We start from the raw sequence: 13098 nt of genomic DNA on the forward strand, positions 1-13098 counted from the left end.
GGAGGAAAGGGCGCTGCGCCGACTGCGAAGCGAGGGTGGCGCGGGAGGGTATGGCTAGCCGGGCAGGGCGCCGGTGTAGCGGGCGCGGTGGCGGATCAGGGGTTGCTGGTTGTACTGCTCGCTGGCGTGAGCGAACCAGCCGATCAGCCGAGCGACGGCGGCGAGGGCCAGTTCCTGCCCCGCCAGGTTGAGTTTGCGGCCGACGAAACTGACCAGGAGGATGAACTCGACCGGCCGCTGCACCAGCTCCTCGGCCACCTGCATCGCCTTGAGCAGGCGCAGGTACTCCGCGTCGTCGGCGAACATCGCATCGAGGGTCTTCTTCAGGCTGATCGCGCGCGGGTCGGCGATGCTGTGCACGTGATGGGCGCTGTGGGCGTTGGCGCAGAAGCCGGGAATGTCACCGCCCTGGCTGTAGTACTGCAGGATCGGCTCGGCCGGGTCCTTGGCGTTGCAGATGTCGTCCAGCAGGTGGCTGACCGCCTCGTTCCGCCCATAGGCCACGCGACGACCGCGCGCCGTGGCCAGGCCGGTGATGGCGGCGTAGTAGGGCGTGACGCCGGTATTCGCCGCGGCACGCACGCTGTAGGTCGAGTGATCCAGCTCATGGTCGATGCACAGGATCAGCATGCGCCGGATCAGATCGGCGAAGCGCTGGTCGACGCCGCAGGAGGAGGCGAGGAATTCGTGCAGCGGGCGGGTGTCCGGCACGTTCGCGCCGACCACCAAGGCGGCGAACCAGCGCACCACATCGGCGCCGGTGCGCGCATAGCCTTCCGGCGACAGGTCGAAGGCCTTGGGGTTGGCCCGCTCCACCAGCGGAAACAGGGCGATGGCCTTTTCGATCACCGTCGTGTTGGCATAGAGCCCGAGCAATTGGTCGATGCCTTCGGGCATGTGCGGCAGTGTGCTGCCGAAGGCGCCGGGCACCTGCCAGAACATCTCCGCGACTTCCTCCACCGTGGCGGTTTCCACCAGCTCGTTGATATCGCGGCCCCGGTAGTAGAGGCCGTCTTCGGTAAGCAGGGTCAGCGAGCTGTAGGAGTCCACCGTGCGCTTGCTACCGCCTTCGCCACCCTTCGGCCCCTTGACCAGGCGCTGGATGTCCGCGGCCCAGTAGCGGCGCTTGCGCGAGCCCTCCACCTTGAGCGAGCGAATGTTCTTGCGCCCGACATAGGCGTACAGCGTGGGCAGGTTGACGCCGAGCAGGGCGGCGGCTTCTTCGGCTGAGAGGTAGAGCTCGTCTTGCTGGGTCATGGCGGCCTTGTGTGGACGGTCTGTATACAGGTGCACCGAGCTTAGTCGACTGTTTACATTTTTGTAAATGATGGCCGGCGGCGTCTATATCGGTGCTTTCAGCCGCTGCTGGACAGCGGGGAAGTGGGTTGTTTTGAGTTCGGCGCCGAGCGATTGCCGGTGCTCCACGGGTGCCACCAACAGCCGAATCTCGCTGGATGCAGGCGATTCCGGCCGTCCGGGATGGGCGGGTACCTGGGTTGTTCGACTGATGGGTGTACGAAAAAAATACAGATTTACGATTAATTCATCCATGTGTAGTTTTTGATCGTCGTGCACCGGGGCGCTGCCTGCGCCTGACGTGCGGCTCTTCACCTCAACGCTTCTGATAACAAGGATAAGAGAATGGCTTGGGTTGGCTTTGCGATGGTCTCGGTGTTCATGGTGCTCATCCTCACGCGGCGCCTGTCGGCCATCGTCGCGCTGATCCTGGTGCCGGTGGCGTTCGCCCTGGCGCTGGGCCTCGGCGGGCAGATGGGCGGCATGGTGCTGGACGGCGTCATCAAGGTCACCCCGACCGCGATGATGCTGATGTTCGCCCTGCTGTATTTCGCGGTGATGTTCGATGCCGGCCTGTTCGAACCCGCGGTCAAGCGCATCATTCGCTGGGTCGGCAACGACCCGCTGCGCATCACCCTCGGCACCGCCGCGCTGTCGACCGTCATCTCCCTGGATGGTGACGGGGCGACCACCGTGCTGGTGGTGGTCACCTCGTTTCTCCCGGTGTACCTGCGCCTGGGCATGAACCCGCTGATTCTCGCGGTGATGCTGCTGCTGACCAACACGGTGATCAACATCGTGCCCTGGGGCGGGCCGACCGCGCGGGCCGCCAGCGCCCTGCACCTGGATGCCATGGATGTATTCGTCGGCCTGATTCCGGCCATGCTGCTCGCCCTGGTCTACGCCTTCGCCGCGGCCTGGTGGCTGGGCAAGTACGAGCGCCGGCGCCTCGGCTGGGTGCCGGGGCAATCCGACATGGCGGCGCCGGAGCTGGAGCGCACGCTCAAGGACAGCCACCGACCGCATCTGTTCTGGGTCAACCTGGCTCTGACCCTGGGGCTGGTGGTGAGCATGGGCCTGGGTCTTGGCCCGCTGCCGGTGCTGATGATGATCGCCCTGGCGCTGGCGCTGGTGATCAACTACCCGCGCCTGGACGATCAGAAGGAGCGCATCGCCGCGCATGCGGACAACGTGCTCAATGTGGTGGCGCTGATCTTCGCTGCGGGTGCCTTCACCGGGATTCTTTCCGGTTCGGGCATGGTCGATGGCATGTCGAAGGCCTTCCTCGATGTGGTGCCGGAAAACGCTGGCCCCTACATGAGCCTGATCACCTCGCTGGCGGCGATTCCCTTCACCTTCTTCATGTCCAACGACGCGTTCTTCTTCGGCATCCTGCCGATCCTCAACGGCGCCGCCGGCCAATACGGCGTGAACCCTTTGCACATCGCCCGGGCCTCGGTACTGGGCCAGCCGGTGCACGCCCTGAGCCCGCTGATCGCCGCCCCCTACCTGATGGCCGGGCTGCTCAAGCGCGACATGGGCGAGCTGCAGCGCTACTGCCTGCTCTGGGCGCTGGGCTGTTCGGCGATCCTGGTCCTCTCCGCGCTGGTCACCGGCGCCATCACCTAACCCTCCCGTCTGCCGCATGCAGTTCCCCGGGCGTCGAGCTCGGGGCCGGTGGCGGCTTGCCGCAGGAAAACACTTCTTACTCAGGCGAGGCCCTTCATGAGTGAGCGACTCCCCCGCAAGGTGCTGGTGACCCAGCGCTTCTTCGATGCCGAGAGCCTGGTGTATCTGCGCGCCAACGGCTGTGAGGTGGAACTGGTACCGCTGGCCGACGGCCAGGCCGATGGCGACCTTAGCGAAGACCAGCTGCAAGCGCTGCTGGCCGATGCCGATGCCTGGATCGTCGGCCACGCCTGGGTCACCGGCTCGCTGCTGGCCCGCCTGCCACGGCTGCAGGCCATCGCCCGCCGCGGTGTCGGCTATGAGCGCGTGGACCTGGCCGCGGTACGTGCCAGCGGCAAGGTCGCGACCATCGCCGTTGGCGGCAATGACGCCAGCGTCGCCGATCACGCCCTGGCGATGATGCTGGCCCTGGGGCGGCGCCTGGGTGATTCAAAGGCGCGCATGATCAACGGCGACTGGACCATCGCCCTGGGTGGAGACCTGTACGGCAAGACCGTGGGCGTCATCGGCCTGGGCCGTATCGGCCGGGGCGTGGTCAAGCGCCTGTCCGGCTTCGATGTACGCGTACTGGCCTGCTCGCGTACGCCGGACTGGGACTACGGGCGCGAGGCGGGCGTGCGCTTCGTCGAGCTCGATACCCTGCTGGCCGAGAGCGACTACGTGACCCTGCACATGCCGTTGAACGACGAGACGCGCCTGCTCATCGACGCTGCCGCGCTCAGCCGCATGAAGCCCGGCGCCATGTTGATCAATACTGCGCGTGGCGGTCTGGTCGATGACCGCGCATTGCTGGAGGCACTGCTGGATGGCGTCATTGCCGGTGCCGGCCTGGATGTCTTCCTCAGTGAAACCGACGGCAGCTACCGCACCACCACCGAAGCCCTGCTGGCCCTGCCCAATGTGGTGGCCACGCCCCACAGCGGCGCTTCGACCCATGAGGGCCTGCAACGCACCAACCTGATCGCTGCGCAGTGCGTCGTGGCGGTGCTCGATGGCGAGAACCCGCCCGCGCACTGCGTGATCGCGGATGGCCGGCGCGGCCAGGGTGGCCTATGAGCCAGGCCACGCGTGCACGCACGCTCTACGAGAAACTCATCGACTCCCACACCGTCTGCACCCTCGACGAGCAGGGCCACGTGCTGCTCTACGTCGACCGCCAGGTGGCCAACGAGTACACCAGCCCGCAGGCCTTCAGCGGCCTGCGCGAGGCTGGGCGCGCGGTGTGGCGCCCGTCGGCCACCCTGTGCGTGGTCGACCACGTGAACCCCACGGCACCCGAGCGCATCGCCGCCATGCCGGATGCCGGCGGTGCGCGGCAGGTGTCCTACTTCGAGCAGAACTGCCACGACTTCGGCCTGGAGCTGTTCGACGTGCTGGACAAGCGCCAGGGCATCGAGCACGTGGTGGCACCGGAGCAGGGGTTCATCCTGCCCGGCATGGTGGTCGCCGCCGGCGACAGCCATACCACCACCTACGGTGCGCTCGGCGCCTTCGGCTTCGGCATCGGCACCTCGGAGATCGAGCACCTGCTGGCCACCCAGACGCTGGTCTACAAGCGTTTGAAAACGATGCGCGTGACGGTGCGTGGCGAGCTGGCGCCGGGGGTGGTTTCCAAGGACATCATCATGGCGCTGATCCAGCGCATCGGCGCGGCCGGTGCCACCGGCTACGCCATCGAGTTCTGCGGCGATACCGTCGGGGCACTGAGCGTCGAGGCGCGCATGACAATCTGCAACATGGCCGTGGAGGCGGGGGCCCGTGGCGCCTTCATGGCGCCTGACGACAAGGTCTTCGCCTACCTGCGCGGCAAGCCGCGCGCACCGCAGGGCGAGCATTGGGAGCAGGCGGTGGCGAGCTGGCGCGAGCTCCATAGCGACCCCGGTGCCCAGTACGACCACGAGGTGGAACTGGACGTCACCGCACTGCAACCGATGGTGACCTGGGGCACCAGCCCCGACCAGGCAGCGACCATCGGCGAATGCGTGCCCGACCCTCTGCTGGAACGCGACCCGATTCGTCGCCAGGACCTGCAGCGTGCCCTGCGCTACATGGGCCTGACGGCCGGCGAACGGCTGGCGGGCATCCGCATCAGCCATGCCTTCATCGGTTCCTGCACCAACGCGCGGATCGAAGACCTGCGCGACGCCGCCCGGGTGGTGCGCGGGCGCCGCGTGGCCGGCCATGTGCGCGCGATGATCGTACCGGGCTCGACCCAGGTGCGTGAGCAGGCGGAGGCCGAAGGCCTGGCGCAGGTGTTCCGCGAGGCGGGCTTCGAGTGGCGGCAGTCCGGCTGCTCGATGTGCCTGGCGATGAACGACGATGTACTGGCCCCCGGCGATGGTTGCGGCGGCAGCTGTCGCGGGCTGCCTGACCGATGTCCGCAACCTGTCCCCGGAGCGCTGATATGCAACCCTTCACCCGTGTCAGCGGCATCGCCGCGCCCATGCTCGCGGCCAACGTCGATACCGACGTGATCATGCCCAAGCAGTTCCTCAAGGGCATTGATCGAAGCGGTCTGGACCGTGGCCTGTTCTTCGACCTGCGCTTGCGTGCCGACGGTTCGGCCAACCCCGATTTCGTGCTCAACCAGGAGCCCTGGAGCCGCGCCAGCTTTCTCGTGGTCGGTCCCAACTTCGGTTGCGGCTCCAGCCGCGAGCACGCGGTGTGGGGCCTGAAGCAGTCGGGTTTTCGCGCGCTGATCGGCACCCGCTTCGCCGGCATCTTCTTCGACAACTGCCTGCGCAACGGCGTCCTGCTGGTTCAACTGAAGGACGCTGAGCTGCAGCGTCTCGGGCGCAGGGTCAGTGACCCCGCCACGGCGCAGCTCAGCATCGACCTGCAGGCGCAGCAGGTGCTGCTCGGCGATGGCTCGTTCATCGCTTTCGACATCGACTCGTTGCGCAAGCAGGCGCTGCTGCAGGGGCTGGATGCCATCGGCAGCACCCTCATGCGTGCGGAGCAGATACGCACATTCGAGGCGGCGCACCTTCGCGCCAATCCCTGGCTGGTATAGACCCACAACACGGAGAATAAAAACCATGTCCGACCCGGTACTCGCGCGGCAGCTCGCCCGCTATGCCTGCAACCTCTCGTTCGAGGCGCTTCCCGAAAAAGTCATCGCATGCGTGCGCCAGCGCTTCGTCGACAGCCTGGCCTGCATCCTCGGTGCCTATGACGAGAAGCCCGTGAACGCGGCCATCGCGGTGGCGGCGAAGGTGCCGCAGCCTGCATCCAGCGTGTTCGGCACGGCCCTGCGCACCACGCCGGAGTTGGCCGCCTTCGCCAACGGCATCATGGTGCGCTTCCTCGATTACAACGATGGCTACATGGGGCTCGAGCCCGGCCACCCCAGCGATAGCATCCCCGGCTGCCTGGCCCTGGCTGAAGCCGAAGGTGCCACGGGCAGCGAGCTGATCGTGGCCATCGTGATCGCCTACGAGATCCAGATGCGCCTGCAGGACGCCGCCAGCCTCAACAAACGAGGTTGGGATCACGTCAATTACATCAACGTGGCCATGGCTGCCGCGGCCGCGCGGCTGATGAAGCTGGACGAAGGGCAGGCCGAACAGGCGATCAACATCGCCCTCAGTGCACACCTGGCCTTGCGCCAGGTACGCTCCGGCTCGCTGTCGGACTGGAAGGGTTGCTCGGCGGCGAACGCGGCGCGCAATGCTGTATTCGCCGCCAACCTGGCGCGCCACGGCATGACCGGGCCGGCTCCGGTATTCGAGGGGGACATGGGCTTCTTCCGCCAGGTGACGGGCGAGTTCACGCTCGATGTCGAGGGCTTCGGTCATCAGGGCAACGGCGACTTCGCCATCCTTCGCTCGCTGACCAAGACCTTCCCCACCAACGGTGAACTGCATACCGCCGTTTGGGCGGCACTGGAGCTGAGGGAGCAGATCGCCGACCTCGGCGCCGTCGAGTCCATCCATATCGAGACCTCGGAGTTCAATCGACGGGTGCTCGCCGACGCCGAGAAATGGCAACCGAAAACCCGGGAAACGGCGGACCACAGCCTGCCCTACAACGTTGCCCGGGCGCTGCTGGATGGCGACATCAGCCTCGACTCCTATTCACCGCAGCGGATAGCCGATCCCCGTGCGGGTGAGCTGATGAGCAGGACGACGGTCAGCGAAGATCCGGCGTTGACCCGTCTGTTCCCAAGGCACCTGGCCAATCGGGTGAGCGTGACCCTGAAAACGGGCGAGACACTCACCCGCGAGGTGATCAGCGGCCCGGGCTCATTGGAAACGCCGATGACCGATGCGGACTTCGAGCGCAAGTTCCGGCGCATGGCGGCTCTGCATATCGACCGCAGTGCGCAGGATCGCGTGTTGGCCTACGTCGCCCACCTGGAGCGGCAGGTCGATTACTCGGAGCTGTTCAAGGCGATGCGGGCCGGAGCCTCGCTGCCCGAAGAGGCCGTATCCCGATAGCTCCGGTCGGGTCCGGAGGCGAGTGAGCAGGGCGTTTCTGACTCGGTCTGCCGCTCGCCAAAGCCCGCCCTGCGTTTCCATCGTTATCACCTGCTCCTGGCGCTATTCAGGGCGCGCGCTCCATCGGGTCACGCTTAGTACAGATGTACGAGTTGACCCTCGCGGGCGCACGTCGCTAGATTCCCGCTCCCTCTTCGCCGCCGGGCCTGTCGCCCCGCAGCGGTCACAGTGGCAAGGACCGGCCCTTCATGCACAAGATCACTCCCTTTCTTCTCACCAGCGCCCTGGCGCTGATCTGCCTGCCCAGCCACGCAGAGGACATCGAGCCCTTCAGCTGCCGAAATGGCTATTTCCCCTCCGAGGGCAAGTTCAGTCAGCTGTACAAGGTCGTGAACAAGCACCAGACGCACTTCTTCAAGGACGACGAGCGCTGCCCCGAATCCGAGGGCTGCCAGCAGAAGGCCTACCTCATCGAGGGCGACGAGGTGCTGGTCAACAAGATCGAAGGCGGTTGGGCCTGTGCCTGGTACCAGGGCAAGAAGCGCGAAACCGTGGGCTGGATCGAGTTGGTGAGCCTCGCGCCAGCCGCTGACCCCTTGCCGGAAACCAGCGATTGGCTGGGCACCTGGAAGGCCTGGGCCAGCACCCTCACCATCGAGCAGCAAGAGCATGGGCCGGGCCTGCACGTGACCGGTGATTCGACCTGGGGCAGCGGCGCCAGTACCCACATCGGGCAGATCGACGGCACCTTCAAGCCCAAAGGCCGCTACGCCATGACGAAGGACGGCGACGGCAAGTACGACTGCGCTGTCGAGTACACCCGTATCGGCCGCTTCCTGATCGTCGATGACAACAACAATTGCGGCGGCATGAATGTGAGCTTCGACGGGGTTTACGTCCGGGAGCAGTGAACCCGGCGACAAGGCCCGCAGGATGAGCTCGGTGCCGTAGGGTGTGCCGTGCGCACCTCTGCAGGGTGCCGCCGGTAAAGCCGGTGCGCGCAGCACACCCTACGTCCGGAGTGATCTCAGGCCAATGACTGTGTGCAGTAGCGCTCGATCACTTCACACAGTTGATCGACCTCGCCCAACGGCACGAATCGGCTGATCGACCAGCCGTTTTCGCCGAGCTTCTGGCTGAAAGCGCGATAGCCGACCACGGCGCCGCCAAATCGATAGCGGGAGACGAGCAGCGTGTCTTCGCCATAGATGAAGTCGGGTCTGTGGGAGATGTGGAGGTATTGGAAGGGGTTGCTCGGGTCGAAGTGAATCGATTCGAACAGGCCCTTTGCATCCAGCCGTTCGAATGCTTCCTTGAGGTCATCCTCGAAGCAGGTGTGACCCTTGCCAGCCCGCTCGCGGATAGTCGTGACGGGTACGGTGTTCACGGGCCCGCCGCTGAGTTCCGGCACCAGGTGATCCCAGCCCGTGGCCAGTGCAATCTCGCGGGGCGTCTCGCCGTGGGCATTGGCCCGGAAGACATTCGCCATGCCCTGGAGCCCTTCGAGAATCTCGATGCGACGGGTCGCGCCCCAGCTGCCGGGCTTCTCGGCGAACGGTGCCTTGATCAAGGCGGTGATCAGGGTCTCTCCGTCCCGGGTGAACCCTTCCACCACGTCGTACGGAATGCTGTCCCAGTCGATGGAATAAACATTGCCGACCTGGATCAGCGTGGCCAGGGCATCGGTGCTTTGCGTGCTGAGCAGTTCGTTGTTCACCCGCTTGAATGCTTTCAAGGGTAAATACACCGCCTCGATGCTCTCCGCTTCCGAGGTGAAGAGAAAGGTGCCGGGAAGCTTTTTCTTGCAGTGCTTGTGCAGCGCATCGAGAAAGCTCTGATCGATGTAGGTGCCGCCCTCGTGGGTGAACGTCAGCGAGTGGGTTTCCTGCTGCTGGGTGAAGGTCAGGGTGAGCTTGCCGGTGCGGCCGGCTTTGATCTGCACGTCCTCCGGCGCCAGATCGCCATTGCTGATGGCTGCCAGGCGAGCGAGTAGCACTTCGTAGTCTTGCGGCTCATCGATCACGTCGGGGTCCAGCGAGGCAACGTTCGCCGGAATCAGCTCGCGGAATATCTCCACGATAGTGGCCTTGTCCTTTGCGCTGTTGGGCACCCGGCCGGAGAAGGCCTTGGTTTTTCGCAGGATGTCGGTAAGCAGAGCGAGGGTGTTCATGAGATGTCCTTATCTCGGCAACCGAGCGGGTCAGGTGAACGTGAGCGCGTGGGATATCGGGTAGAGCGCGTCGGCAGGCGAGCGCGCATGGCGACATCCATTTCCATGCAGCTGGCCGATAGTGCCACTGCGAATGCCGGTTGGAAATCGAGGCGGCACGGATCTGTGAAAGGGTGCTGGGATACGCCGAGGGTGACCCTAGGTGAGCCGTGCACTTCTCCTCTGCGAACCCTTCGACAGGAACTCATTCCGGGGATTGACCTGGCGCGCGCCCCGTCGATGATGGCGCCCTGGGTACGCCCATCCGCAGGCAGGGAGCCGCCTCGTCGGGCGTCGAGGATGATCCACACAAGGAGGTTGGCACATGCACGGCATGGCATTGATCGGGATGTTGCTGGTGGGCACGCTGCCCGCGCTGCTCCCTGGATGGCGAGCATTCCTGGCGGCCCTGGCCGGGGTGGCGGTGCTCTACTGGGCGCAGGTCGCCTGGTTCTTCTGGGCCGTGGAGCAGGAGGCTACCGAAGGGCCCGCCTTCATGACAGGCATCGCCATCCTGGGCGTCGAGCAGGTGCTCGTCGTTGCCTCGGTCATCGGGCGGTTCATCGTCCACGCCCTGGCCCGCAGCCTGGGCAGGCGCGTGCGTGCCGGCCTGCTCTGGGGGCTTGCCGTGTTGGCAGCCAGCATCTGCGCCTTCTCGCTCAGCGGTTACGCCTCGACCCTGCTCATGGGGGCGGCGGTGCCGTTCGCCTGGTTGTGGCTGGCCTTGCTGCTGGCGCCTCGTCCGGCCCAGCCCTTGTCATACACCTCGACATAACGGCCCTTGTCACCGCTCGCATCGAACGGGAGCAGATCGTCGAGAAGGGCTTCGAAGAGCTGGTGAACAACGAGGAGCACAACGTGAAATCATCGTCTCTCCACGTGCGGCATAAGCCCCCGACTGTGGTCGTGAACTGCGACCTGACCTCGGCGCCAGGCCAGGTTTTTCATGGGGGAGGGAAGGGGGCTCGTGATGTGTAGATATCGGCCAGGAGCTGTGATTCAGGGTCAATAACTATCAGCTCCAAGCTGCCTTTCAGGTTTAAAGCAAATAGTCAAAAAGACAATAATGAGCGTCTGAGTAGCTAACCCACGATAGGGCTTTTTCACTGGATGTCCGGAAGACATATGGCTGAACGGTTTCGCATACGTTTGATGTTCGAGTGGGGAGGCGGCGCATTGTGGTGCGGGAATGAGGCTGCGTTAGCAGAGTTTTCGGTGGGGTCAATCGAAGAAAGGCTTCCGTTAAGCACCGCTACCCTTGAGAGTCTGGGCGAGATGACACGCTGGCACGACACTGCTCTGAACTGGGGCTCTCCAACAGATCCAAGCCCTTGGGACGCGGTCGAGTCTAAGGAATTTGACGATGCCGCTGAGGCTCTGCTCGCGGTTATCCAAGAGGAGCTGGGGGCTGACTTTGAAGTGGTCTATGAAAGGCTCTAGTGTGAGTTGGTTATCGTCCACTTCTGGCCGATAGCGCCATTCCCATCAGTAACGCCGCCCCCCATGCGGCGTTTTTCATTTCTGCACCCTTAGAAAAACCGCTTCCAACTCGGCTCATCTCTCAGCAACGGATCATCGCGCGCGGCCATACAACGTGGCAGGTCATGCCGGGCGATCCAGGCTTAGCTTTGCCAGCGCGGCATAGGGGCTCGAAGGAAACCGGCTAAACGACGGAGCGGCGTAGGGGCGACTTCAGTCGCCAAGGGATGCGCAGCATCCCCCTGTGATACCGAGTGGCAGACCTGCGGTCTGCTTGGCGACTGAAGTCGCCCCTACATGCCGCGCACCCTAGGAGGTGAGCGTGGGCAGGGCGACGTCATTGGGTTGCGAATCAGGCGCCTTGCGTGCCGTACCCAGAATCATCTCCGCCGCCTTCTCCGCGATCATCATCGCCGGGGCGTTGGTGTTGCCGGTGATGAGGGTGGGCATGATCGAGGCGTCCACCACGCGTAGGCCGTCGAGGCCGTGCACGCGCAGCTGGTCGTCGACCACGGCGAGCGGGTCGTGGCCCATCTTGCAGGTGCCGACGGGGTGGAACACGGTGCCGAGGTTGTGGCGTATCCATTGTTCGATCTGCGCCTGGCTGTCGATGGCCTTGCCGGGTACCAGCTCGCCGCGCAGGTGCTGGCGGAAGGCGGTGGTGCCGGCCAGGCGGCGTACCAGGCGCACGCCTTCCACCAGTTTGCGCAGGTCTTCGGGGTGGCTGAGGAAGTTGGCGGCCAGGTGCGGTTTGTCGCGTGGGTCCGGTGAATTCAGGCGTACTTCACCGCGGCTTTGCGGGTGCATCACCGCCACGTGCAGGCTGATGCCGTGGCCGAAGGGCACCGGCCGTTGCGGCTGGTTCTTCAGTGCCGGGGCGACGATCAGGCCCAGCTCCGGTGTCGACGCGGCCGGGTCGAGCCGCAGGAAGCCGCCGGCTTCCACGGTGTTGGAGGTGAGCGGGCCGCGCCGGCCGGCCAGGTACTGCCAGGGCGAGCGCAGCAGCGGCCAGAGCCCGCGCGGGGAGAGGCCGTAGCCCAGGGCGGCGTCGCTGCGGTACATGAGCACCACGTCCTGGTGGTCCTGCAGGTTCTGGCCCACGCCGGGCAGCTCGTGGCGCAGGGCGATGCCGTGGCGCGCCAGCTCCACCGCCGAGCCGATGCCGGAGAGCATCAGCAGCTGCGGCGAGTTGATGCTGCCGGCGCTGAGAATCACCTCGCGCTCGGCGAACAGCTGCAGCAATTCCTCGCCCTGGCTCACTTCCACGCCCACCGCGCGGTCGCCCTGCAGCAGCACGCGGTGAGTGAGGGTGTCGCTGAGCACCTGCAGGTTGGGGCGCGTCAGCACCGGGTGGAGGAAGGCCCGCGCGGCGCTGCAGCGCTCGCCGTTGATCTGGGTGACGTGGAAGGGGCCGATGCCTTCCTGATCACTGCCGTTGAAGTCGGCGTTGTAGCGCCAGCCGAGTTCTTCGCCGGCCTGGTAGAACACCGCATTCACCGCACTGGGGCTGCGCAGCTCGGCGACGTTGAGTTCGCCGCCCTGGCCGTGCCAGGCCGAGGCGCCGGGCTCGAAGTGTTCCGAGCGGCGGAAGTAGGGCAGCACCTCGTCGTAGCTCCAGCCGCGGTTGCCCTGGGTGGCCCATTGGTCGTAGTCGTGGCGGTGGCCACGGATGTAGATCATCCCGTTGATGGCGCTGGAGCCGCCCCACACGCGGCCGCGCGGGCAGGGCACTTCCACCTCGCCGCTGCCGGTGGCGTGGCTGAAGCGGTGCATCCAGTTCCATTTCGGGTTGGCGATGAGGCGGATGATGCCCGCCGGCGTGCGGATGTAGCTGCCGGGGAACAGGCTGCGGTCGCTGGGGCCGGCCTCGATCAGGCAGACCGAGAGGCCCGGGTCGGCGGAGAGCCGGTTGGCCAGCACGCAGCCGGCCGAGCCGGCACCGACGATGATGTAGTCGAAGCGACGGGGTGAGGTCATGGCGGATTC

Annotated in this window: 10 protein-coding genes; 7 read left to right on the plus strand and 3 right to left on the minus strand. The window is 65.4% G+C overall.

Features of this window, described 5'->3' with window-relative positions:
* Positions 1–54: 54 nt before the first annotated feature.
* A complete protein-coding gene (locus PI990_RS12965; RefSeq protein ID WP_271660853.1) occupies positions 55–1257 on the minus strand; it encodes a citrate synthase in 1203 nt (400 codons plus the stop codon).
* 384 nt (positions 1258–1641) lie between these two features.
* Between PI990_RS12965 and PI990_RS12970 the strand changes: the two genes are divergently transcribed.
* The 6 genes from PI990_RS12970 (at position 1642) to PI990_RS12995 (ending at position 8335) form a co-directional block, all read left to right on the plus strand.
* Positions 1642–2925, plus strand: coding sequence for a CitMHS family transporter (locus tag PI990_RS12970; RefSeq protein WP_271660854.1), 1284 nt, complete (start codon positions 1642–1644; stop codon positions 2923–2925).
* A 96-nt stretch (positions 2926–3021) separates the two neighbouring features.
* A complete protein-coding gene (locus tag PI990_RS12975) occupies positions 3022–4041 on the plus strand; it encodes a phosphoglycerate dehydrogenase (protein ID WP_271660855.1) in 1020 nt (339 codons plus the stop codon).
* Positions 4038–5459 carry a 3-isopropylmalate dehydratase large subunit gene (leuC, locus tag PI990_RS12980; RefSeq protein WP_271660856.1) on the plus strand — a complete coding sequence of 474 codons (1422 nt, stop codon included), beginning with the start codon at positions 4038–4040 and terminating at the stop codon, positions 5457–5459. The genes PI990_RS12975 and leuC overlap by 4 nt, the downstream gene beginning before the upstream one ends.
* Positions 5390–5998: a 3-isopropylmalate dehydratase small subunit gene (gene leuD / locus PI990_RS12985; protein ID WP_271660857.1), complete on the plus strand. Its 609-nt coding sequence runs from the start codon at positions 5390–5392 to the stop codon at positions 5996–5998. Before leuC ends, leuD begins: the two co-directional genes overlap by 70 nt.
* Positions 5999–6023: 25 nt before the next feature.
* A complete protein-coding gene (locus PI990_RS12990) occupies positions 6024–7424 on the plus strand; it encodes an MmgE/PrpD family protein (RefSeq protein WP_271660858.1) in 1401 nt (466 codons plus the stop codon).
* Between the two features lie 248 nt (positions 7425–7672).
* Positions 7673–8335, plus strand: coding sequence for a hypothetical protein (locus tag PI990_RS12995; protein ID WP_271660859.1), 663 nt, complete (start codon positions 7673–7675; stop codon positions 8333–8335).
* A gap of 116 nt (positions 8336–8451) precedes the next feature.
* On the opposite strand, the gene PI990_RS13000 is transcribed toward PI990_RS12995, so the two are convergent.
* Positions 8452–9594 (minus strand): hypothetical protein, encoded by a 1143-nt coding sequence (locus PI990_RS13000; protein ID WP_271660860.1) that lies wholly within the window; start codon positions 9592–9594, stop codon positions 8452–8454.
* A 364-nt stretch (positions 9595–9958) separates the two neighbouring features.
* On the opposite strand from PI990_RS13000, the gene PI990_RS13005 reads away from it, so the two are divergent.
* The gene (locus PI990_RS13005) at positions 9959–10408 is read left to right on the plus strand and encodes a hypothetical protein (protein ID WP_271660861.1); all 450 of its coding nucleotides are present in this window, start codon (positions 9959–9961) and stop codon (positions 10406–10408) included.
* 1013 nt (positions 10409–11421) lie between these two features.
* Here PI990_RS13005 and PI990_RS13010 read toward each other — a convergent pair.
* Positions 11422–13089 (minus strand): GMC family oxidoreductase, encoded by a 1668-nt coding sequence (locus tag PI990_RS13010; RefSeq protein ID WP_271660862.1) that lies wholly within the window; start codon positions 13087–13089, stop codon positions 11422–11424.
* Between the last annotated feature and the right edge of the window lie 9 nt (positions 13090–13098).

The organism is Pseudomonas sp. TUM22785, assembly GCF_028198105.1.
Lineage (GTDB): Bacteria > Pseudomonadota > Gammaproteobacteria > Pseudomonadales > Pseudomonadaceae > Metapseudomonas > Metapseudomonas solani.

Excerpts from the sequence above, each read along its gene's own strand:
- PI990_RS12965 (WP_271660853.1), bottom strand. The coding sequence starts at position 1,257 with ATGACCCAGCAAGACGAGCTCTACCTCTCAGCCGAAGAAGCCGCCGCC.
- PI990_RS12970 (WP_271660854.1), top strand. The coding sequence starts at position 1,642 with ATGGCTTGGGTTGGCTTTGCGATGGTCTCGGTGTTCATGGTGCTCATC.
- PI990_RS12975 (WP_271660855.1), top strand. The coding sequence starts at position 3,022 with ATGAGTGAGCGACTCCCCCGCAAGGTGCTGGTGACCCAGCGCTTCTTC.
- leuC (WP_271660856.1), top strand. The coding sequence starts at position 4,038 with ATGAGCCAGGCCACGCGTGCACGCACGCTCTACGAGAAACTCATCGAC.
- leuD (WP_271660857.1), top strand. The coding sequence starts at position 5,390 with ATGCAACCCTTCACCCGTGTCAGCGGCATCGCCGCGCCCATGCTCGCG.
- PI990_RS12990 (WP_271660858.1), top strand. The coding sequence starts at position 6,024 with ATGTCCGACCCGGTACTCGCGCGGCAGCTCGCCCGCTATGCCTGCAAC.
- PI990_RS12995 (WP_271660859.1), top strand. The coding sequence starts at position 7,673 with ATGCACAAGATCACTCCCTTTCTTCTCACCAGCGCCCTGGCGCTGATC.
- PI990_RS13000 (WP_271660860.1), bottom strand. The coding sequence starts at position 9,594 with ATGAACACCCTCGCTCTGCTTACCGACATCCTGCGAAAAACCAAGGCC.
- PI990_RS13005 (WP_271660861.1), top strand. The coding sequence starts at position 9,959 with ATGCACGGCATGGCATTGATCGGGATGTTGCTGGTGGGCACGCTGCCC.
- PI990_RS13010 (WP_271660862.1), bottom strand. The coding sequence starts at position 13,089 with ATGACCTCACCCCGTCGCTTCGACTACATCATCGTCGGTGCCGGCTCG.